Source organism: Streptomyces lydicus, from assembly GCF_004125265.1.
Taxonomy (GTDB): domain Bacteria; phylum Actinomycetota; class Actinomycetes; order Streptomycetales; family Streptomycetaceae; genus Streptomyces; species Streptomyces lydicus_C.
Window position 1 is genome coordinate 2512617 of sequence record NZ_RDTE01000003.1, and the last position, 20284, is coordinate 2532900.

Genomic DNA, 20284 nt, shown 5'->3' on the forward strand with positions numbered 1-20284 from the left:
CGTCGATGCGGCCCGTGCGGGCGTGTTTCTGGTGGGCCGGCTTCGCGATGAGGTTGTCGCAGCACGGTTTCGGCCAAACCTTGCCGGTGTTTCACCGCAGTGACGAAGAAGGCCCCCCTGTTACACCCCGGTGAACTCCCAGATCAGCCCTGGACCCGCCCCGGATCAGCCCAGGACCACCCGCAGATCAGCCCCCACATCCCCCATTCACCCCACCGCAACCACCGCTTGAGCAACCCCCACGGCGCCCGGCCACCCCCGCGAAAGCGGCGCCGGCTTAGGCGCAAAGGCGAGCCCGGCCGCGGCTGCCGCCCGCGTGACCTGGCATGGGGGAGCCGAGTCGGGCTGTACGGGGCGGCGGCCGCGGCCGGAGTTGGGGGAGGGCGTGCCGTCAGACGGCCGCCGCTGATTCGGGAAGCTGGCGGGTGAGCTCGTCGCCGAGCCGGATCACCTCGGCGACACCGCCGAATTCCCGCGCCGCGGTGTCCACGGTCTTGCGCAGCCGGGTGTTGACCCGCTCGGAGCGGACCTGCCGGGCGAACGGGATCGCCTGCTGCGCCATCTCCGCGCAGGCTTCCGGCTCCTTCTGCAGCAGGTGCACGGTGGCCATCCCGATCAGGTTGAGCGCATACGAACGCTGGTGCTCGGAATCCTGGCCGAACAGCTCCACGGCGCGCGCCATGAGGGGCTCGGCGAGCGAGGCGTAGGTGGGGCTGCGGCCGGCGACATAGGCGAGATCGCGGTAGGAGTGGGCGTTCTCGGCGTTCAGCTCGGCCTCGGAGAAGAAGCGGATCCAGTCCGGTTCGGGCTCGCCGGGCAGCACGTCGGAGAAGGTGTCCTCGGCCATCCGCACGGCCCGCTTGACCTTGCTGGGCTGGCCCATTCCGGCGTAGGCGCGGGCCTCCATCGCATACAACATGGCCTGGGTGCGCGGGGTGGCCGTCTCGCGGCTGCCGTACTGGGCCAGATGGATGAGCTCCAGTGCGTCGTCGGGCCGGCCGAGGTGGATCATCTGGCGGCTCATGCCGGAGAGGATGTACGAGCCCAGGGGCCGGTCGCCGGCCTCCTTGGACGCGTGCAGGGCCAGCACGAAGTATTTCTGGGCGGTGGGCTGCAGCCCGATGTCGTAGCTCATCCAGCCGGCGAGTTCGGCGAGTTCGGCGGCGACCTTGAAAAGCCGCCGGGACACCGCCGCGGGCTGGGGCTCCTGGAGGAGGTCGGTGACCTCGTGAAGCTGGCCGACCACGGCCTTGCGCCGCAGCCCGCCGCCGCACTGCGCGTCCCACTGCCGGAACATCGCGGTCGTCGACTCCAGGAGGTCCAGCTCCGGCTTGGACAGCCGCGCGTGCCGCCGGCCACGGTCGGGCTCGGCGACATCTCCCTGGCCCGCGGGCACCGGGACCAGCCAGCGCTGCATCGGCTCGATGAGGCTGGGTCCTGCGGCGAGGGCGAGGGAGGTGCCGAGGAAGCCGCGGCGGGCCAGCATCAGGTCGCTGCGCGAGAACTCACTGATGAGGCTGACCGTTTGGGCCCCGGCCCAGGGCAGGTCCACACCGGAGACGGACGGGGACTGGTGCGCGGAGCGCAGCCCCAGCTCCTCGATGCCGACCACACAGCCGAAGCGCTCGGAGAACAGCTCGGACAGGATCCGCGGGATGGGTTCGCGCGGCTGCTCGCCGTCGAGCCAGCGGCGGACCCGGGAGGTGTCCGTGCTGATGTGGTGCGCGCCCATCTGGCGTGCCCGGCGGTTGACCTGCCGTGCCAGCTCCCCCTTGGACCAGCCGCTGCGCATGAACCACGAACCCAGCTGTGCGTTGGGTTGTTTGGCGGCGTCGGTGCCGCCACTGCCGCCGTTGCCTCCCACTGGAAGCCCCCATCCCGATTGCTGCCTCGATGTCTGTGCCCGGTGCGTGCCGCGAACCCGCCACAGCCTGCCGCCTGTTGCGACGCCTGTCCGGGGTACATCTACCCGACCACGGATTCCGGCCACACCTTTTGGCCTGTGCCCCACCGGTCGTTGCCACCGGCATACCCGTGCGAATGATGCCTCTCCGGGGTTCGTGCACCGAAAGTAATCCTACGATCACCCCTCACGCGAGGGCGATTGCGGAAACGCCACCATTCGCCACCCCTTCGTATGAACTCCCCGACAGGCTCTCGCGATTGACTTGACACAGGTCGGGCAGGGCCGGGCGGAGCGAAGCGCGCCAGGGCTCGCACGGCACACCGCACCACCCGGCACACCACGTCACACCACCGGCACCACGGGCCGGCGACGGAGCGTGAAGGGCACGACGCCGTCAACCCGCCGACTCGTAACCACTGGCACGCACCACCCGTTGGAGGGGGCATGGGCTTCACGATCGGCGGCATCCGCGAGATGCGTTCCAGCTCCCGGCGCCGCGCCCGCTCGACCGACATCACGGCGGCGGCGGAGTACACCGGGCTGTGGGGCTGGGACGTCGTCCCCGGCGCCCGGGCGGTGCGCACGGGCAGCGGTGGCACGGACTGCTCGTGCGGCGCCGCGGACTGCCCCGCGCCCGGCGCCCATCCGCTGGCCTTCGCCGCGGAGCTGACGGCCGGGGCGAGCTGGGAGACGGCCGCCGCGGCCTGGGCGGAGACGCCGGGCGCCGCGCTCTTACTCCCGGTGGGCCGGACGTTCGACATCCTCGACGTGCCCGAGGCCGCGGGGCGCAACGCCCTGGCGCGCCTGGAGCGGATGGGACTGCCGCTCGGCCCGGCCGCGGTGACCCCGACCGGCCGGGCGCTGTTCTTCGTCGCACCCGGCGCGGCCAAGGAACTCCCGGACCTGCTCTACCGGATGGGCTGGGACGACGCCACGCTCGATCTGCGGTCCCTGGGCCCCGGCGACCACATCACCGCGCCGCCCTCCGACCTCGGCGGCCACGGCCCGGTGCGCTGGCTGCGCCCGCCGACGCAGGCCACCACGGACCGGCCGCCGCAGGCGCGGCTGGTGGTGGGCACCCTGGCGTATGTGTGCCACCGCGCGGTGGTGTGATCCGGGCGCCCGGAACGCACGACGCCGGCCCCCGGTACCCGCCGTGTGCGGGTCCGGGGGCCGATGACTGTCCGGGGCGCGGCGGCCTCAGTCGATCAGGGCGTCGACGAAGGCCTCCGGCTCGAAGGGCGCCAGGTCGTCCGCGCCCTCGCCCAGGCCGACGAGCTTGACGGGGACGCCGAGCTCGCGCTGGACGGCGACGATGATGCCGCCCTTGGCGGTGCCGTCGAGCTTGGTGAGCACCACCCCGGTGATGTCCACGACCTCGGCGAACACCCGGGCCTGGACCAGACCGTTCTGGCCGGTGGTGGCGTCCAGGACGAGCAGCACCTCGCCGACCGGGCCGTGCTTCTCGACGACCCGCTTGACCTTGCCGAGCTCGTCCATCAGCCCGGTCTTGGTGTGCAGCCGGCCCGCGGTGTCGATCAGTACGACATCGGCGGCCTCGGTGATGCCTTCCTTCACCGCGTCGAAGGCGATCGAGGCGGGGTCGCCGCCCTCGGGTCCGCGGACCGTACGGGCACCGACCCGCTCGCCCCAGGTCTGCAGCTGGTCGGCGGCCGCGGCGCGGAAGGTGTCGGCGGCGCCGAGGACCACGGACTTGCCGTCGGCGACCAGGACACGGGCGAGCTTGCCGGTGGTGGTGGTCTTGCCGGTGCCGTTGACGCCGACGACCATGACGACGCCGGGGATCTCGTCCCCGCCGTTGCCGATGCCATTGGCGGTGTGCACGGTGCGGTCGGCGTCCGTGCCGATGAGGGTGAGCAGCTCTTCGCGCAGCAGGGCGCGCAGCCCCTCGGGGGTACGGGTGCCGAGGACCTTGACCCGCTCGCGCAGCCGCTCGACGAGCTCCTGGGTGGGAGCGACGCCGACGTCGGCGCTCAGCAGGGTGTCCTCGATCTCCTCCCAGGTCTCCTCGTCGAGGTGTTCCCGGGACAGCAGGGTCAGCAGGCCCTTGCCCAGGGTGTTCTGGGAGCGGGAGAGCCGGGCGCGCAGCCGGACCAGCCGTCCCGCGGTGGGCTCGGGGACCTCGATCTCGGGCGCGGCGGGCGCCTCGGGCTCGGCGGCCGGTGCCTCGGCCACGGGGGCCTCGGCGGTGGGCAGCGTGACTTCTTCGATGGTGCGACGTTCTTCGTCGCTGGGGGTCTCGGCCTCCTCGCCGACCTGCGGTTCGGCGGGGGGCGCGGTGACGGACGGCTTCGGGGCGGCCGGCGGGGACGGCGGCAGCTGCTTCTTCTTGCGGCCGCTGACGACGAGCCCGCTGATCGCGCCGAGCACGACCACGGCGATGATGACGGCAAGGATGACGGTTTCCATAACCCCTCCAGTATCAGCCACGCCCTGCCCGTGGGGACCGCACGCGCCGAAGCCACGGGCGGCGGCTACCGGACGCTGCGAAGTGGCCGGAAAGGGGTGCCGAGGGGGGCGAGCGGGGTCGAGCGGGCCGGTGGCGGGACGTGGATCTCCTCGCCGGCCGATGAGCCGCCAGAGCCGCCGCGACGGGCCGGCGACCCGGTGGGCGGGGCGACGGAACGCACCCGGCCAGCAACGGACCGTACCGCCTCCGACCTGCCCGGAAAGCCCTCGACTGGACCGTTCGACGAAGGTGGGTGACACTCGTTCTCGTCGTGGGGTCCAACGGAACGAATCGGTGGAAGTTGGATCAAAGTACGATGGTGAGCGGCCGCGCAACGCGCGTAGAGTCCTGGCAACCAATTCTGGCCAAGGCACCACAGCCGCTGCCTGCACCTCCTCTCCCCGGGGGTGCCTCCAGATCCCGCACGGAGATACCTGCACCAATGGGCACCACCACGTCCGCTCCCGCATCCGAAGGCGCCGTCGAGACCCGCGGCATCGAGCCCGTTCCCGACCACGAACGCCAGGGCCGCGTCCGCGAGCTCTTCCCGACCTGGGTCGCCGCCAACATCAGCGTGTTGTTGCTCACCATGGGCGCCTCGCTCGTGGTGGGCAACGGGCTGAACTTCTGGCAGGTCCTGCTGGTGGCCGCGGTCGCCGCCGCCGTCGCGTTCGGCATGGTGGGCGTGCTGTCGGTCTCGGGCAAGTGGGGCGGCGCCCCGGGCGCGATGCTCTCCCGGGCCGCGTTCGGCGTCCGCGGCAACTACTTCCCCGGCGCGATCCTGTGGGTCGCCCGCTTCGGCTGGGAGACGATCAACGCGGTCACCGGCGCCTACGCGGTGCTGACCGTGCTGCGTCTGCTGCTGGGGATCCAGACCAGCAACGCCCTCGTCGTCGTCACCCTGCTCGCGTTCGTGGCGGTCACCTACCTGGTGAGCGGCCTGGGCCGCAAGGCGCTCAACGTCTGCAACAAGTACTCGACGTACCTGTTCGGCCTGTTCAGCATCATGGTGCTGGTCTACCTGGTCGCCACGATGAACTGGGACGCCATCTTCGCCAAGAAGGCCGGCACCACCGCCATGGTGATCGCGGGCATCGGCACCATCGCGGCCGGCGGGATCAGCTGGGTGCCCACCGGTCCCGACTTCGCGCGCTACCTCCCGCACTCCACGTCCGGCAAGAAGATCGTCGGCACCACCGTCTCCGGCGCGGCCCTGGTGCTGCTGCCGATGGTGCTGATGGGCGGCGTGATGGCCGTCTCCAACCCGAAGCTGGCCGGCCAGAACACCGACCCGATGTCGTTCCTCGGCACCATCCTGCCGTCCTGGCTCGCGGTGCCCTACCTGGTCACCGCGCTGGTCGGCATGGTGCTGATCAACAGCCTGTCGATGTACTCCGCGGGCTTCACCGCCCAGACCATGGGCGTCAAGCTGCCGCGCGCCCTCGCGGTCAGCATCAATGCCGTCATCAGCCTGGTCGGCGGCCTGTTCATGATGCTGGTGGCCAAGGACTTCATCGGCCAGTTCATCGCCTTCCTGACGCTGCTCGCGGTCTCCTTCTCCGCCTGGATCGGCGTCTACGGCGTCGACATGGCCCGGCGGCGCAAGCTGGCGGTGCGCTATGACGCCGACAGCCTGATGAACACCGGCCGCACCAGCCGCTACTGGTACACCGGCGGCTTCTGCTGGCAGGCCATGACGGCCTGGGCGGTCGCGCTCGGCGCGGGGCTGTGCTTCACCAAGGTCCAGTGGTTCACCGGCCCGCTGGCCACCACCTGGATCGGCGAGAACGGCCTGGGCTGGGCGGCCACGATCGCGATCGCCGCGCTCGTCTTCGCCGTACTGCCGACGCCCCGGGAGTCCGTCCCTGCGGCCGGGGCCGGCGACGCGGCCGGGGCCCGGCAGCCGGTCGAGGTGGGCTGACCCGGCCGCCGCGCCGCGGACCGGAACCGCCCCCTAGTGATCTGACGTAACGTCAGCTAGCGTCCCCTTCGCCAACCACCTTGGCGAAGGGGACGTTTGCCATGTCTGCCCTGCCCGACCTGCCTGTCACGGTCCTGCGCATCAACCTCGTCGACCCCGCTCCCACACCCGACGCGCTGCTGGCCCGCTACCGGGCCGCCGTCGAGATGGCCGCGTTCGCCGACGACCGCGGTCTGACCATGGTCCAGACCGAGGAGCACCACGCCACCACCAACGGCTGGATGCCCTCCCCGCTCACCTTCGCGGGCGCCGTCTTCGGCGCCACCCGCCGCATCGGCGTCACCGTCTCCGCGCTGATCACCCCGCTGCACGACCCGCTGCGGCTGGCCGAAGACCTCACCTCGCTCGACCTCCTCAGTGGCGGCCGGCTGGTCACCGTCGCCGGCCTCGGCTACCGGCCCGAGGAGTATGCGGCGCACGGGAAGGACTGGCAGGGCCGTGGCGCGCTCCAGGACGAGGTGCTGGAGACCGTGCTGTCCGCCTGGACCGGTGAACCGTTCACCTACCGGGGACGCACGGTGCAGGTCACCCCCCGCCCGTACACCCGGCCGCACCCCCTGCTGCTGATCGGCGGCAGCTCCCGGGCCGCCGCCCGGCGCGCGGCCCGCTTGGGGCTCCCCCTCTTCCCCAGTGCCCACCTCCCGGAACTGGAGGCCTATTACCACGAGCAGCGCACCGCCTACGGCACCGAAGGCTGGGTGATGCAGCCGCCCGCACACACCTCGCTCCTCCACCTCTCCGAGGACCCGGACCGCACCTGGGCCGTCCACGGGGGCCATCTGCTGCACGAGGCCAGGATGTACGCCTCCTGGCAGCCGGCCGGCAGCCGCTCCGCGGTGCACTCGTCGGCCCGGGACGTCGCGGCGCTGCGCGAGGAGGGGGTCTACCGCATCGTCACCCCGGACGAGTGCCTGCGGCTGGCCCGGCAGACGGGCGACCGGGGCTCGCTGATCCTGCATCCGCTGTGCGGCGGGATGCCCGTCGACGAGGGGTGGCGCTCGCTGCATCTGTTCGCCGAGGAGGTGCTGCCGCGCCTCAAGGACTGACGGCCGGGGGCGGGTTCAGCCTTCCGGATAGAAGACGAAGAGGGTGCAGCCGGCCGCCGACTGCGGTACGTGCCAGGAGCCGGCCGGCGCATGGAGGAAGGACCCGGCCGGGTGGTCGCGGTCGCCGTCGTGGAAGGTGCCCGAGACCACGAAGACCTCCTCGGGCCCGGGTGCGTGCACATCGATGCCCTCCCAGCGGCTGCCCGGATCCATCTCCAGCACCTGGGCCTTCGCCCCGTCGTCGCCGGTCCACAACGGCCTGATCCGGATGCCGGGGAACAGCTCCCTGACCGGGGCATCGTCCACCGACGTCCACACGTAGCCCGGGGTCCCGCCCACTGCCCCTGCGCCCGGTCCCTGTCCCGCCCCTTGCCCGTCCGCCGCCGGGCCCGTAGCCGCGTACGCGGTCGTCTCCGTCTCGCTCATGTCCCCCACTCTCGCCGGACGGAAGGCGCTCCCCCAGTGTCAGAAATGACGTCCTGAGGTACTTTCCTGCCATGGCAGCACCGACGCGGCACGACCCGCAGCAGGACCCCGTGCACCGCGTGGTGGCGCTGGTGCGCCCGCCCCAGCCGGTCTTCGAACTCGGCTGTGCCGCCGAGGTCTTCGGCACCCGGCGCCCCGGGCTGCCCGCCCGCTACGACTTCGGGGTGTGTACGCCACGGCCCGGGCCCGTACCGACGACGGCGGGCTACGACATGCTGGTGACCCGCGGCCTGTCGGCGCTGGAGACCGCGGACACCATCGTCATCCCCGGCTGGACCCCGGCCGGGGAACCGCTCGCGCCCGCCACCCGCACGGCGCTGCGGTACGCGCATGCGCGGGGCGCCCGGCTGGTCAGCATCTGTTCCGGTGCCTTCGCGCTGGCGCAGACCGGGCTGCTGGACGGCCGCCGGGCGACCACCCACTGGAATCTGGCGGCCACCCTCACGGAGCGCTTCCCCCGCATCGAGGTGGACCCCGCGGTGCTGTACATCGATCACGGCGACCTGGCGACCAGCGCGGGAGCGGCGGCCGGTGTGGACCTCTGTCTGCATCTCGTACGCCGCGACCACGGCGCGGCCCATGCCGCACGGATCGCCCGGCACATGGTCATGCCGCCGCACCGTGAAGGAGGCCAGACCCAGTACGCCGCACCGCCCCCGGGGGAGAATCCCGACCCCTCCCCCGGCATGCGGCACTCGCTCGCCCCGCTGCTGGAGTGGGTGGCCGGCCGGCTGGCCGAGCCGGTTTCCGTCGAGGACATGGCCGGGCGGCTGCGGATCTCCCCGCGCACCCTCGCCCGGCGGTTCGCCGACCAGCTCGGCACCAGCCCCGGCCAGTGGCTGCTGGACCGTCGTCTCGCCGCCGCCCGGGCCCTGTTGGAGGAGAGCGATCTGCCCGTCGAGGCGGTCGCGCTGCGCGTCGGCCTGTCGTCGGCGGTCAACTTCCGCCGGCGCTTCCAGCGCGCGCTGCACACCACGCCGTCCGCGTACCGGCGGGCGTTCCGTGCGGCGGGCGGCGCGCCCCGGGCCGGCGACGGCGCCTGAGGCGCCGCGGCGCACCGGTACGACGAAGCAGCGCCCCGGCACAAAAGACGGGTACTGCCCGGGGTCCCTGTTGACCCGGGGCAGTACCCAGTACTGAGGAGAAGGACTGGCGGGGGGTTAGCCCATCTCCTCCAACGCCTTGCCCTTGGTCTCCTTGACGTACTTCAGCACGAAGGGGATCGAGAGCAGAGCGAAGACCGCGTAGATGACGTACGTACCCGAGAGGTTCCAGTCCGAAAGGCTCGGGAAGCTGGCCGTGATGGCCCAGTTGGCGATCCACTGCGCGGAGGCGGCGACGCCCAGCGCGGCGGCGCGGATCTTGTTCGGGAACATCTCGCCGAGGAAGACCCAGACCACGACGCCCCAGGAGAGGGCGAAGAAGAGCACGAAGACATGGGCGGCGATCAGGGCCACGGTGCCTTCGGTGGCCGGCAGGGTGCCGGCCGCGGTCTTGGCGGAGAAGGCCCAGGCCTCCAGGCCGAGCGCGATGGCCATACCGGCCGAGCCGACCAGCGCCAGCGGGCGGCGGCCGATCCGGTCGACGAAGATCATCGCGATCACGGTGCCGATGATGTTGATGATCGACGTCGTGAAGCTGTAGAAGAACGACGCACTCGGGTCGATGCCGACGGACTGCCACAGCGCCGAGGAGTAGTAGAACGCGACGTTGATGCCGACCAGCTGCTGGAAGACCGACAGTCCGATGCCGACCCAGACGATCGGCAGGAAGCCGAACTTGCTGCCGAGCAGGTCCTTGAACGACGCCTTGTGCTCGCGGCGCATCGCGTCCTTGATCTCCGCGACCCGCTTGTCGAGGTCCACGGTCTTGCCCTCGACCTCGGCAAGCACCTCCTTGGCCTTGGAGACCTTGTCGACGGAGATCAGGTACCGCGGCGACTCGGGGATCGCGAAGGAGAGCAGACCGTAGAGCACGGCCGGGATGACCATCACACCGAGCATCCACTGCCAGGCCTCCAGGCCGGCGATGACGCCGCGCTGCTTGCCGTCGGCGAGGTTGAGGATGCCCCAGTTGACGAGCTGGGAGATGGCGATGCCGATGACGATCGCGGCCTGCTGGAACGAGCCGAGACGGCCGCGGTAGGCGGACGGCGAGACCTCGGCGATATAGGCCGGGCCGATGACCGAGGCCATACCGATGGCGAAGCCGCCGATGATCCGCCAGAAGGCGAGGTCCCAGAGGGCGAACGGGAGAGCCGAGCCGACGGCGCTGATGGTGAACAGCACCGAGGCGATCTGCATCACGCGGATACGGCCGATACGGTCCGCGATCCGGCCCGCGGTGGCGGCGCCGATGGCACAGCCGATCAGCGCGATGGCGATCACCTGGGCGAGTACGGCGGAACCGACCTCATAACGGCCACGGATCGCCTCGACGGCACCATTGATGACAGAGCTGTCATAGCCGAAGAGAAAGCCGCCCATCGCGGCAGCCGCGGTGATGAAGATGACATGGCCGAGATGTTCGGGATGGGCTTTGCGGCCTTCCGAACCCGTCGGCTGCGCGGTGCTGGTCAACGTGAACTCCAGTGGCCCGGCTGCGCTGCCGGGTTAGGGGGCTGGCCCTACAAGTGGTGCATAGGTTGGGGGCACCCACCACTTGAAGGTAAAAGCGACGTTGCAGAGACTATGCCTTCAAGTTTCGAAGTCAATAGGCCGAGATGAATTTGTTTCTCGGTCACGCGAGAGGCAGTTCGTTCAAGTTCTGAACTGATGCAGTGTCGGACACTCCGGGCAATCAAAGGCGGCCCCGAGGAGGGCCGGGACGGACGCCGATTCCGGGCGATATCACCCCTGACCGACGCGGGCCCGCTGTGCCGCTCCCGCGCTCAGTGCAGCCGCTGGCTGATGACCTTGGTGACGCCGTCCCCCTGCATCGATACCCCGTAAAGGGCGTCCGCGACCTCCATCGTCCGTTTCTGATGGGTGATCACGATCAGCTGGGAACTCTCCTGCAGCTCCTCCATGATCCCGATCAGCCGCTGCAGATTGGTGTCGTCCAGGGCGGCCTCCACCTCGTCCATCACATAGAACGGGCTGGGCCGCGCCTTGAAGATCGACACCAGCAGCGCCACCGCGGTCAACGACCGCTCACCACCGGACAGCAGCGACAGCCGCTTGACCTTCTTCCCCGGCGGGCGCGCCTCCACATCCACCCCGGTCGCCAGCATGTCGTCCGGATCGGTCAGCACCAACCGCCCCTCGCCACCCGGGAAGAGCCGTGCGAAGACGCCCTCGAACTCGCGTGCGGTGTCCTGGTAGGCCTCGGTGAAGACCTGTTCCACCCGCTCGTCGACCTCCTTGACCACCTGCATCAGGTCGGCGCGGGTCTTCTTCAAGTCTTCAAGCTGCTCGCTGAGGAACTTGTGCCGCTCCTCCAATGCGGCGAACTCCTCCAATGCCAGCGGATTCACCTTCCCGAGCTGCTGATACGCCCGCTCGGCCGCCTTGAGCCGCTTTTCCTGCTCGGCCCGTACATAGGGCACCGGCTGGTGGCGCGGATGCTCCGGATCCTCCGGAAGCACCTCGCCCTCGGCGGCCGGCGACGGCGGGACCGGCTGCTCGGGGCCGTACTCGGACATCAGCCCGGCCGGCTCCACCCCCAGCTCCTCCAGCGCCTTGGTCTCCAGCTGCTCGATCCGCAGCCGCTTCTCCGCGCCCAGCACCTCGCCGCGGTGCATCGAGTCCGTCAGCTTGTCCAGCTCGGACTTCAGTTCCCGGCCCTGGTCGCGCTCGGCCACCAGCGCCTGCTCCCGCTCGGCCCTGTCCCGCTCCGCCGCGCCCCGCTCCTCCTCGGCCCGTACGGCCGACACCTCGACATGGGCCAGCAACTGCCGGGCACCGGCGGCGACCGCCCCGGCCACCTGCGCCTCGTGCCGCAGCCGGGCGCGCCGCCGCTCGGCCCGCAGCCGCGCCTCGCGTTCGGCGCGCGCCCCCCGGTCCAGCGCATCGGCCCGCCCGGCCAGCGCCTTGACCCGCTCCTCGTGCGTCCGCGCCTGGAGCCGGGCCTCCATCTCGGTCTGCCGCGCATTGGCACCGTCGGCGGCCAGCCGGTCCCGCGCGGAGGTATCGGGCTCCTCGTCGCCGACGCCCGGCTCCTCCTCGGCCACCGCAAGGCGCTCGGCCAGCTCCTCGGCCTCCTCGGTGGCCCGCGCCAGCGCCTCCTCGGCCTTGGCGGCCGCCGCGTCGGCCCGCTCGGCCTCCCCCGCGGCCGCCCGTGCCTGCCCGCCGAGCCGGCCGAGGTCCCCGGCGACCTTCGACTTCTCCCGGTCCGCCGCCCGCCACCGCCCGGCCAGCTCCTCCACCAGCGCGGCACACTCCGTACGGCGTTCCGCCGCGGCCCGCTGCGCCCGTGCCAGCTCCGCACAGCGCGCCGCCAACTCCTCCAGCTCGGCGGCCGCCTCGTCGACGGAGGCCTGCACCTCCAGCAGGCTCGGCGCAGCGGCGGAGCCGCCGTGCGCGAAATGCGCCCCGAGCAGATCGCCCTCACCGGTCACCGCCGTCAGCTCCGGCCGCGCGGCCACCAGCTCCTCGGCGTCCTCCAGCGTCCCGACCACCACGACGTCCCGCAGCAGCCGGGCCACGGCGGCCGTCAACTCCGCGGGTCCCCGCACCAGTTCCACCGCCGGTACGGGCCCGGACCGGGGCCCGGGGGACCAGGACCCGGCGGACCCGGATGCGCCAGGTTTCCGGGCCTCGCTCCCACGGGCATCCACCACGGCGCCCTCGGCCGGGCCGGCCCCACTCCACGCCGACACCCGAACGGTCTCGGGTGCGTCAGTGGCCTCCGGGGCATCCGGGGCATCCGGGGTATCCGGGGTATCCGGGGTATCCGGGGCATCCGGGGAACCCGAGGCGCCAGGGGCACCAGCGGCACCAGCGGCACCAGCGGCACCAGCGGCACCAGCGGCACCAGCGGCACCAGGCACATCCTCCGCCGCCTCCACGGCCCCCGCCGTCTCCACGCCCCCCGCCGTCTCCCCGTCCTCCGCAACCCGCGCCGACTGCGCAGGCACCCGCCCCGCACCCCGGCGGCTCCCGCTTCCCCCCAGCACCATCGCCGCCCGCCCCGCGTCCTGGGTGCGCAGCAGCCGGATGGCCTCGGCGGCGGTGTCCGGGCCGGTGACGGCGAGGGCGTCCGCGGCCACGCCGAGCGCGGCCGCCACCGGGACCTCGAAACCGGGGGCGACGGTCAGCAGTTCCGCCGCCGGACCGAGCAGGCCGGTGAGCTGACCTGCGGCGGCCAGCAGCGCGCCGGTGCCGTCCTTACGGCGCAGCCCCAGCGCCAGTGCGTCATGCCGTGCGGCGGTCGCGGCCCGTTCACGCTCGGCCGTGCCCAGCGCCTCCCGCGCGGCGGACAGCGCGGACTCCGCCTCCGCCAGGTCGTGGCGGGCCGCCTCGTGCCGCTCGGCGATCTCCTGGTCGTCCGCGTCCAGCCCGTCGACCTCGGCCTTGAGCTGTTCGTACTCCTCCTGGGCGGTGACCGCCCGGCGCCGGGCGGCGTCCCTGGCCTCGGCCAGCCGGCCGATCTCCGCCTGCGCCGAGGCGGCCCGGCCACGGGCGGCGGTGACCTGTCCGCTCAGCCGGGCCAGGCCCTCGCGGCGGTCGGCGATGGCCCGGGCGGCGTCCCGCAGCCGCCGCTCCTCGTCCGCCAGTTGCCGCTCCAGTTCGGCACGGTGTTCGACGGTGTCCTCCAGTGCCCGGCTCGCCGCCTCCAGCGCGGCCGTCAACTCCGCCTCCTGCTCACGGATCCGGGCCGCCTCGCGCTCCATGTCCTCGGGGTCACGCCCGTGCCGCTCCTCCGGCGGGGCCGCCGAAGCGCTCTTGACCCGGGCCTCGGCCAGCGAGATCGTGCCGCGCACCCGCTCCGCGAGCTGGGAGAGCTCATGCCAGGTCTGCTGGGCGCGCTGCACCCGCGGCGTCAGGGTGCGCACCTCTGCCTCCAGCGCCGCCTCGCGCTGCTGGGCGGTGCGCAGCCGGTCCTCGGCGGCCTGCTTGCGCTCCTTGAGCGCCGCCTCGTCCGCGATCTCGGCCGCCAGCGCCCGGCGCAGGGTGACGAGGTCGTCGGCGAGCAGCCGCAGCCGGGCGTCCCGCAGGTCGGCCTGGATGACGGCGGCGCGCCGGGCGACCGCGGCCTGCCGCCCCAGCGGCTTGAGCTGGCGCCGCAGCTCATCGGTCAGATCCTGGACGCGGGCGAGGTTGGCCTTCATCGCGTCCAGCTTCCGCAGCGCCTTTTCCTTGCGCTTGCGGTGCTTGAGGACACCGGCCGCTTCCTCGATGAAGGCCCGGCGCCCCATCGGGTCGGCATGCAGGACGGAGTCGAGCTGCCCCTGTCCGACGATGACGTGCATCTCCCGGCCGATACCGGAATCGGAGAGCAATTCCTGGATGTCCAGCAGCCGGCAGGTGTCGCCGTTGATCTGGTATTCGCTGCCGCCGTTGCGGAACATGATCCGGGTCAGGGTGACTTCGGCGTATTCGATCGGCAGCGCACCGTCGGCGTTGTCGATGGTGAGCGAGACCTCGGCACGGCCGAGCGGCGGCCGCCCGGTCGTCCCGGCGAAGATGACGTCCTCCATCTTCCCGCCGCGCAGCGACTTGGCTCCCTGCTCGCCCATGACCCAGGACAGCGCGTCCACCACATTGGACTTGCCGGAGCCGTTCGGGCCCACGACGCAGGTGATGCCCGGTTCGAACCGGAGCGTCGTGGCGGAGGCGAAGGACTTGAAACCTCGCAGGGTCAGACTCTTGAGATGCACGCCGTGGGACTCTACCGGCCGCCCATCGGGGGACGACCCCCAACATTCCGGCGCCGATCACCCGCCCCGTACGGCCCCGGGTATACCGCACCGTTCATTTTCGGTTTCATTGCCGAAAGCGCAGGGCACATCATGCGGTAAGGGAGGGGCGGCACGGCTGAAGTGGCCGGAAGGTCCGAATAGGCCGGAAATCGAAAGAGCCGGAAACGACGAAGGGACGCCGAAGCGTCCCTTGCAGATCTTGAAGAGAGCGGTGCCTCAAGCGGCTGGCGAGCAGCCCTACCGGCCCTGAGGTCGGGGTCAGGTGAGCGCGGGCTCCGCCTGGGGTACGTCGATGTCGAGCATCGAGTCGTCGCGACGTGCGGCAGCGGACAGCATGTCGTTTTCGGCCTGCATCCGAATAAGTTCGGATTCAAGGTCTTGGACGCGCTGCTGAAGCCGTCGCATCTCGGAGAGGACTCGGGGGTCGGAGCCGCCGACGTAACCGAGAAGCGCCTTTGCCATGATGGATGGTCCTCCACAATGAGTGACCGACCGAAGCGGTGTGGGTCGTGAGGGATTCGCACCCGCGGTGCTTGTCATTCTCTGCGTGTACTCAATGCCAAACAGCTAAGGTGCGCGGGGATTCCAGAGTCTCACCAAACGGTTTGACGGTCAACACGATCACGCCCCGTATCCTCGGGCACCTGAGAGTGCGCGGCCGCGAGGGCGCTGCGCCGACTCCCCAGAAAGGTCCCGCGGGGGCGTGGAGATCATCCGTACAGCGGCAGCCTTGCACGGGTCGGCCGGATTGGCAACCACCAGGCCTTATCTCCTGTGAGCTGCGAACAAGGACGCCTTCGCAAGATCACCTGTGACGGCCGTACGGACGGTTTCGGCGGACCCGCTCAGCGGATTTCGAAGCCGTCGTAACCGCCGCGGGGCGTGTCCCATATCTCAGTGACTCCGTCGACCCGCCCGGGCGTGTCTCCGGTGCGAAGCCAGTCCAGCAGCGCGTCGCAGTGGTCCTTCGGACCCTCGGCGACCACCTGGACACGGCCGTCACCGAGATTGACCGCAAATCCGGAGAGTTCGCCGATGCGAAGGGCGTTGGCCCGGGTGAACCAACGGAACCCGACGCCTTGGACCTGACCACGCACCCAGGCGGTCACACGGACATCTTCGTTCATGTGTGCACGTTAACTGGCCAATTGCTCAGCAGTCACTTCTGCCCTTCCGTCATGGCATACAGTCCCCCGACAAGCGAGGCTCACTCTTATGGGTGAGCCATCTTGACGCCCAGGAAGCTCTGCGGCGGTAGCCGCACCAGTGGAGCCGGTGCTTGCACCGGGGAAGGAAGACAGCGGATGGGCCGCCATCGACGCTCTGCTCCCCCAGCCCCCGATGCCCCCGGTGCGGGGCCTGTTGACGCATCGCCGGCAGGACGCCCCGACTCGTCGGCCGCGGACCTGCGCCGCGGACGGCGCGGGGCCCCGCGCCGCGGGCGGGCCCCCGTACGCACCGGACTGCTCGGCGCCTCCGCGGTGGTGGCGATGGGAGCCGTGGCGGTCGCCTCCGGACTGATCCCGGGCCACGGCCAGTTCGACGGGGGAACCAACGGCGACCAAGGGGACCGGGTACGCGCTGGTGCGCTGCCGGAGGCCACCGAGCCGCTGGGCGGCGGGTCGGCGACCCCGTCCGGCCGTGCCACGGAACAGGCCAGCCGCGGCAGCGCCCGCGCCACGGCCCCCGCCACCGGGCGCCCCTCCTCCCCCACCACTCCCTCGACGTCGCCCTCTCCCCACAGGGCGGCCACCTCCCCCGCCGGGAAGTCCGAGACCCGCCGGCCCGCCGGGCCCGCCGGCCGGTCGTCCTCGGCAGCGCCCGAACGCAGCGCGGCGCCGTCGAAGGCCACCGATACCCAGTCGTCCGCCGAGTCCCAGGTCCTGTCCCTGGTCAACCAGGAGCGCGCCCGGGCCGGCTGCTCCCCCGTCACGGCGGACAAGGAACTGGCCGGGCTCGCACAGCAGTTCAGTGACGACATGGCCCGGCGCGGCTTCTTCGACCACACCGACCCGGACGGGGACACGCCCTGGGACCGCGCCCGTGACGCGGGCATCGACGACCTGGGCGGCGAGAACATAGCCCGCGGACAGGCCACCGCCCAGGCCGTGATGGACTCCTGGATGCACAGCCCCGGCCACCGCGCCAACATCCTCAACTGCGACTACAAGACCCTCGGCGTCGGCGCCCATGTCGGGCCGGGCGGCCCGTGGTGGACGCAGGACTTCGGCTTCTGAGGCAGCCGGACGGTTCCCCGCCGGGGTGAGGACCCCAGAGGCATGAGAAGCCCGCGCCGCCCCGTGACCTGTCAGGGGGCGGCGCGGGCTTCTCGCATGCGGGGGAGCTGTGGGGCTTGCTGACCTCGCGGGCGTCTCGCGCACCGGGGGCGCGGGGCCGGCATCCCCCGCACCCGCCGGTCAGGCGGCGACGGCGGCGCGGCCCGCAGCGAAGATGCGGGCCTGCTCGGCGATACGGCGTCCGAGGTGTTCGGCGGTGGCGATATCGGCCTTGTGGACCGCCTCCGCGCCCTGGTCGTTGTCGGACTGGGCGCCGGCCCCCAGGAAGAAGCCGAGCCGGTTGAGGTCGTTCTCCGAGGCGGTGGAGGAGTTCCAGCCGGGGAGCAGGTTGAGGCTGACCCAGCTCATGCCGTGCTGGGCGGCGAGCACCGTGAAGAACTGCAGGGTGTGCAGCTTGTCCCCGCTCTTGGAGGCGGAGTTGGTGAAGCCGGCCGCGAGCTTGTCCTGCCAGGCACGGGTCGCCCAGCGCTTGGCGGTCGCCTCGGCGAAGGTGTGGAACGCCCCGGAGGCCGTCCCCATGTAGGTCGGCGAACCGAAGACGATCGCGTCGGAGGCGTCGAGCTGATCCCACTGGGCCTCGGTGATCTCGTCGACCTTGATCAGGTGGACGGTGGCCCCTGCCCCGGCGGCAGCCGCGTGGACGGCCTCGGCCAGTACGGCGGTGTGGCCGAAGCCGGAGTGATAGGCGATGGAGACGACGGGGGCGGGCAGGACGGAGCTGGTCACGGCGGTTCCTCCTCAGGGTCAACGGCACCCCGGGACGGTCGGCGCCCGGGGACGTCGGGGTGTGATGGGAGAAGATAAGCACTAACTTTTAGAAAGCGCAATCCTTTGGTTAGCGCTGTGCGAGGGTATGGTGTCGGTATGGCGACCGAGAACCCTGCCGAGACGGCCGAGGAGCCTCCCACCGACTGTGCGGACGATCTGGCCTATGACGTGTTCGCGCGCGACTGTCCCTCCCGTGACGCGCTCAAACACGTCACCGACCGATGGGGCAGCCTGACGCTGGGCGCGCTGCTCGACGGCACCTTCCGGTTCAACGAACTGCGCCGCCGGGTGCAAGGGGTGAGCGAAAAGATGCTGGCCCAGACCCTGCACGCACTGGAGCGGGACGGGCTCGTCCACCGCGAGGCGCAGCAGACCAACCCGCCCCGGGTGGATTACGCGCTGACACCGCTGGGCCACCAGGTCGCCCGGCAACTGCAGCTGTTGATCGCCCTGGTGGAGGACCGGATGCCGCAGGTGCTCCAGGCCCGGGAGCGCTATGACGCCCGGCACCCCGCGGGCTGATCCGGCGACCGCGCCGGTCTGCCGGGTTCAGCCGCGCGGCGGCCGCTGGCAGCGGGGGCAGAAGTAGCTGGAGCGGTTCATCCAGGGACGGCGGCGGATCGGGGTACCGCAGCGGCGGCAGGGTTCGTCCTCGCGGCCGTAGGCGTCCAGGGAGCGCTCGAAGTAGCCGGACTCCCCGTTGACGTTGACATAGAGACTGTCGAAGCTGGTGCCGCCGACGGCGAGCGCGGCATCCATCACCTCCCGTACGTGGCCGAGCAGTTCGGCGGTGCGCGGGCGGGTGAAGGTGGCGGTCGGCCGTTCGTAGTGGAGCTTGCTGCGCCACAGCGCCTCGTCCGCGTAGATGTTGCCCACGCCGCTGATCAGCGTCTGGTCGAGCAACGCCCGTTTGACGGTGGTCCGGCGGCGGCGCAGCGCGTCGTGGAAGGCGGCGTCGTCGAAGGCCGCGTCGAGCGGGTCGCGGGCGATATGGGCGATGGCGTCGGGCAGGTGGTCCGCGTCGCCGGGGACGGTGTCGTGCAGTGAGAGGCCGCCGAAGGTGCGCTGGTCGACGAAGCGGAGTTCGGTGCCGAGGTCGTCGGCGAAGCGGAGCCGGATCCGCAGATGCTTCTCGTCCGGGGCGTCCTGCGGCTGGACGAGCAACTGGCCGCTCATCCCGAGGTGGGCGAGGATCGCCAGGCCGTGGGTGACGGACGGCGTGACCATCGGGGGAAGGCCTTCGGCGGCGGTCTGTGCGGCCGGGCCCCCGCCGGTCACCGGGAGCCAGAGGTACTTGCCGCGCCGCCGTGCCGCGCCGAGTTGCAGACCCATGAGCCGGGCCGCGAAGTCGGCCGCACCGGCCGTGTGCCGGCGGATCGCGCGCGGATGCCGCACCTCGACCTCGTCGATCGTGCGGCCGCTGACCCAGCGCTCCAGTCCGCGGCGTACGACCTCGACCTCGGGCAGCTCGGGCACAGGACTCCTCGGGACAACGGGGGGACGACAGCCGCAGCGTACCTCTCCCCTCCGGGGCCCAACGTCCCGCCCGGCACCGGGCGCACGGGGCCGGGGACAAGAAGGACCCCCGGTGCGCCGAAGCGCAACGGGGGTGGGGTACCGCGCCGCAATGGCGTGCGCCGTACGGCTAGCCGGCGGTGTCCTCCGGGACGGTCTCGGCGGGCTCTGCCGCCTTGGCCGCCTCGGCTGCCTTGGCCGCCTCGTCCGCCGCGGCGCGGATCTCGCGCCATGCGGATTCGGCCGCCTGCTGCTCGGCTTCCTTCTTGCTGCGGCCGGTGCCGGTGCCGTACGAGACACCACCGACGCGGGCGGCAGCAGTAAAGGTCTTCTCGTGGTCCGGTCCGGTCTCCGTGACCAGGTACTCCGGAACCCCGAGGCCTTCGGTCGCGGTGAGCTCCTGGAGGCTGGTCTTCCAGTCGAGGCCCGCGCCCAGGCTGGAGGACTTCTCGATGAGCGGGTCGAAGAGCCGGTGTACCAGCTCGCCGGCCGCGTCGAGGCCCTGGTCGAGGTAGACCGCGCCGATCACCGCTTCCAGGGTGTCGGCGAGGATGGATGCCTTGTCCCGGCCGCCCGTGCCCTCTTCGCCCCGTCCGAGGCGGATGAAGGCGCCGAGGTCGAGGCCGCGGCCCACCTCGGCGAGTGCACGCGAGTTGACCACCGCGGCCCGGAGCTTGGCCAGCTGGCCCTCGGGCAGATCGGGGTGGATGCGGTACAGCGTGTCCGTGACCACCAGGCCGAGCACCGAATCCCCGAGGAATTCGAGCCGTTCGTTGGTGGGCAGACCGCCGTTCTCGTATGCGTACGAGCGGTGCGTCAGCGCACGCACCAGAAGGGCGGACTCGAGCTTGTACCCGAGCCGCCCTTCCAGAAGCGTGTGAGACGAGGCCGTGTCCGCCGGAGTCGGGTCATCCCCGCGTTTGCGGGAAGTCGAATTGGCGTCTGACATGAAG

At 71.5% G+C, this 20284-nt stretch carries 16 protein-coding genes; 6 read left to right on the top strand and 10 right to left on the bottom strand.

Annotated elements, in window-relative coordinates:
- Positions 1–391 precede the first annotated feature (391 nt).
- The gene (nsdA, locus tag D9V36_RS13430; protein ID WP_129293982.1) at positions 392–1864 is read right to left on the bottom strand and encodes a transcriptional repressor NsdA; all 1473 of its coding nucleotides are present in this window, start codon (positions 1862–1864) and stop codon (positions 392–394) included.
- Between the two features lie 486 nt (positions 1865–2350).
- On the opposite strand from nsdA, the gene D9V36_RS13435 reads away from it, so the two are divergent.
- Positions 2351–3019 carry a bifunctional DNA primase/polymerase gene (locus D9V36_RS13435; RefSeq protein ID WP_129293983.1) on the top strand — a complete coding sequence of 223 codons (669 nt, stop codon included), beginning with the start codon at positions 2351–2353 and terminating at the stop codon, positions 3017–3019.
- 87 nt (positions 3020–3106) lie between these two features.
- Here D9V36_RS13435 and ftsY read toward each other — a convergent pair whose 3' ends face one another.
- Positions 3107–4336: a signal recognition particle-docking protein FtsY gene (gene ftsY / locus D9V36_RS13440; RefSeq protein WP_129293984.1), complete on the bottom strand. Its 1230-nt coding sequence runs from the start codon at positions 4334–4336 to the stop codon at positions 3107–3109.
- A gap of 482 nt (positions 4337–4818) precedes the next feature.
- On the opposite strand from ftsY, the gene D9V36_RS13445 reads away from it, so the two are divergent.
- Entirely contained in the window at positions 4819–6297 is a 1479-nt protein-coding gene (locus tag D9V36_RS13445) for a purine-cytosine permease family protein (protein ID WP_129293985.1), read from the top strand.
- Positions 6298–6398: 101 nt separating this feature from the next.
- Positions 6399–7403, top strand: coding sequence for an LLM class flavin-dependent oxidoreductase (locus D9V36_RS13450; RefSeq protein WP_129293986.1), 1005 nt, complete (start codon positions 6399–6401; stop codon positions 7401–7403).
- Positions 7404–7418: 15 nt separating this feature from the next.
- Here the strand turns inward: D9V36_RS13450 and D9V36_RS13455 are convergent, their stop codons facing one another.
- Positions 7419–7829, bottom strand: coding sequence for a cupin domain-containing protein (locus tag D9V36_RS13455; RefSeq protein WP_129293987.1), 411 nt, complete (start codon positions 7827–7829; stop codon positions 7419–7421).
- Between the two features lie 71 nt (positions 7830–7900).
- On the opposite strand from D9V36_RS13455, the gene D9V36_RS13460 reads away from it, so the two are divergent.
- Entirely contained in the window at positions 7901–8932 is a 1032-nt protein-coding gene (locus D9V36_RS13460; RefSeq protein ID WP_129293988.1) for a GlxA family transcriptional regulator, read from the top strand.
- 117 nt (positions 8933–9049) lie between these two features.
- On the opposite strand, the gene D9V36_RS13465 is transcribed toward D9V36_RS13460, so the two are convergent.
- The 4 genes from D9V36_RS13465 to D9V36_RS13485 all read right to left on the bottom strand — a co-directional run bounded on the left by D9V36_RS13465 (position 9050) and on the right by D9V36_RS13485 (position 15878).
- Positions 9050–10468, bottom strand: a complete 1419-nt coding sequence (locus D9V36_RS13465; protein WP_129293989.1) for a sugar porter family MFS transporter — start codon at positions 10466–10468, stop codon at positions 9050–9052.
- Positions 10469–10779: 311 nt separating this feature from the next.
- The gene (locus D9V36_RS13470; protein ID WP_129293990.1) at positions 10780–14709 is read right to left on the bottom strand and encodes an AAA family ATPase; all 3930 of its coding nucleotides are present in this window, start codon (positions 14707–14709) and stop codon (positions 10780–10782) included.
- A gap of 300 nt (positions 14710–15009) precedes the next feature.
- Complete coding sequence (locus D9V36_RS13475) at positions 15010–15213, bottom strand: hypothetical protein (RefSeq protein ID WP_006602857.1); 204 nt, start codon at positions 15211–15213, stop codon at positions 15010–15012.
- A 383-nt stretch (positions 15214–15596) separates the two neighbouring features.
- On the bottom strand, positions 15597–15878 hold the full coding sequence (locus D9V36_RS13485; RefSeq protein ID WP_088800269.1) for an acylphosphatase: 282 nt from the start codon (positions 15876–15878) through the stop codon (positions 15597–15599).
- Between the two features lie 177 nt (positions 15879–16055).
- On the opposite strand from D9V36_RS13485, the gene D9V36_RS13490 reads away from it, so the two are divergent.
- Positions 16056–16988 (top strand): CAP domain-containing protein, encoded by a 933-nt coding sequence (locus D9V36_RS13490; protein ID WP_129293991.1) that lies wholly within the window; start codon positions 16056–16058, stop codon positions 16986–16988.
- A 180-nt stretch (positions 16989–17168) separates the two neighbouring features.
- Here the strand turns inward: D9V36_RS13490 and D9V36_RS13495 are convergent, their stop codons facing one another.
- The gene (locus D9V36_RS13495) at positions 17169–17774 is read right to left on the bottom strand and encodes a flavodoxin family protein (RefSeq protein WP_129293992.1); all 606 of its coding nucleotides are present in this window, start codon (positions 17772–17774) and stop codon (positions 17169–17171) included.
- Between the two features lie 138 nt (positions 17775–17912).
- Here D9V36_RS13495 and D9V36_RS13500 point away from each other — a divergent pair, with 138 nt between their 5' ends.
- Positions 17913–18338: a winged helix-turn-helix transcriptional regulator gene (locus D9V36_RS13500; protein WP_129293993.1), complete on the top strand. Its 426-nt coding sequence runs from the start codon at positions 17913–17915 to the stop codon at positions 18336–18338.
- Between the two features lie 27 nt (positions 18339–18365).
- Here D9V36_RS13500 and mutM read toward each other — a convergent pair whose 3' ends face one another.
- Positions 18366–19292 carry a bifunctional DNA-formamidopyrimidine glycosylase/DNA-(apurinic or apyrimidinic site) lyase gene (mutM, locus tag D9V36_RS13505; RefSeq protein ID WP_129293994.1) on the bottom strand — a complete coding sequence of 309 codons (927 nt, stop codon included), beginning with the start codon at positions 19290–19292 and terminating at the stop codon, positions 18366–18368.
- A 169-nt stretch (positions 19293–19461) separates the two neighbouring features.
- Positions 19462–20280 (bottom strand): ribonuclease III, encoded by an 819-nt coding sequence (gene rnc, locus D9V36_RS13510; RefSeq protein WP_129293995.1) that lies wholly within the window; start codon positions 20278–20280, stop codon positions 19462–19464.
- Between the last annotated feature and the right edge of the window lie 4 nt (positions 20281–20284).

Coding starts and splice junctions, on each gene's coding strand:
- ftsY (WP_129293984.1), bottom strand. CDS start 4,336: ATGGAAACCGTCATCCTTGCCGTCATCATCGCCGTGGTCGTGCTCGGC.
- D9V36_RS13455 (WP_129293987.1), bottom strand. CDS start 7,829: ATGAGCGAGACGGAGACGACCGCGTACGCGGCTACGGGCCCGGCGGCG.
- D9V36_RS13435 (WP_129293983.1), top strand. CDS start 2,351: ATGGGCTTCACGATCGGCGGCATCCGCGAGATGCGTTCCAGCTCCCGG.
- D9V36_RS13450 (WP_129293986.1), top strand. CDS start 6,399: ATGTCTGCCCTGCCCGACCTGCCTGTCACGGTCCTGCGCATCAACCTC.
- D9V36_RS13500 (WP_129293993.1), top strand. CDS start 17,913: ATGGCGACCGAGAACCCTGCCGAGACGGCCGAGGAGCCTCCCACCGAC.
- D9V36_RS13445 (WP_129293985.1), top strand. CDS start 4,819: ATGGGCACCACCACGTCCGCTCCCGCATCCGAAGGCGCCGTCGAGACC.
- rnc (WP_129293995.1), bottom strand. CDS start 20,280: ATGTCAGACGCCAATTCGACTTCCCGCAAACGCGGGGATGACCCGACT.
- D9V36_RS13490 (WP_129293991.1), top strand. CDS start 16,056: ATGGGCCGCCATCGACGCTCTGCTCCCCCAGCCCCCGATGCCCCCGGT.
- D9V36_RS13460 (WP_129293988.1), top strand. CDS start 7,901: ATGGCAGCACCGACGCGGCACGACCCGCAGCAGGACCCCGTGCACCGC.
- D9V36_RS13485 (WP_088800269.1), bottom strand. CDS start 15,878: ATGAACGAAGATGTCCGTGTGACCGCCTGGGTGCGTGGTCAGGTCCAA.
- D9V36_RS13475 (WP_006602857.1), bottom strand. CDS start 15,213: ATGGCAAAGGCGCTTCTCGGTTACGTCGGCGGCTCCGACCCCCGAGTC.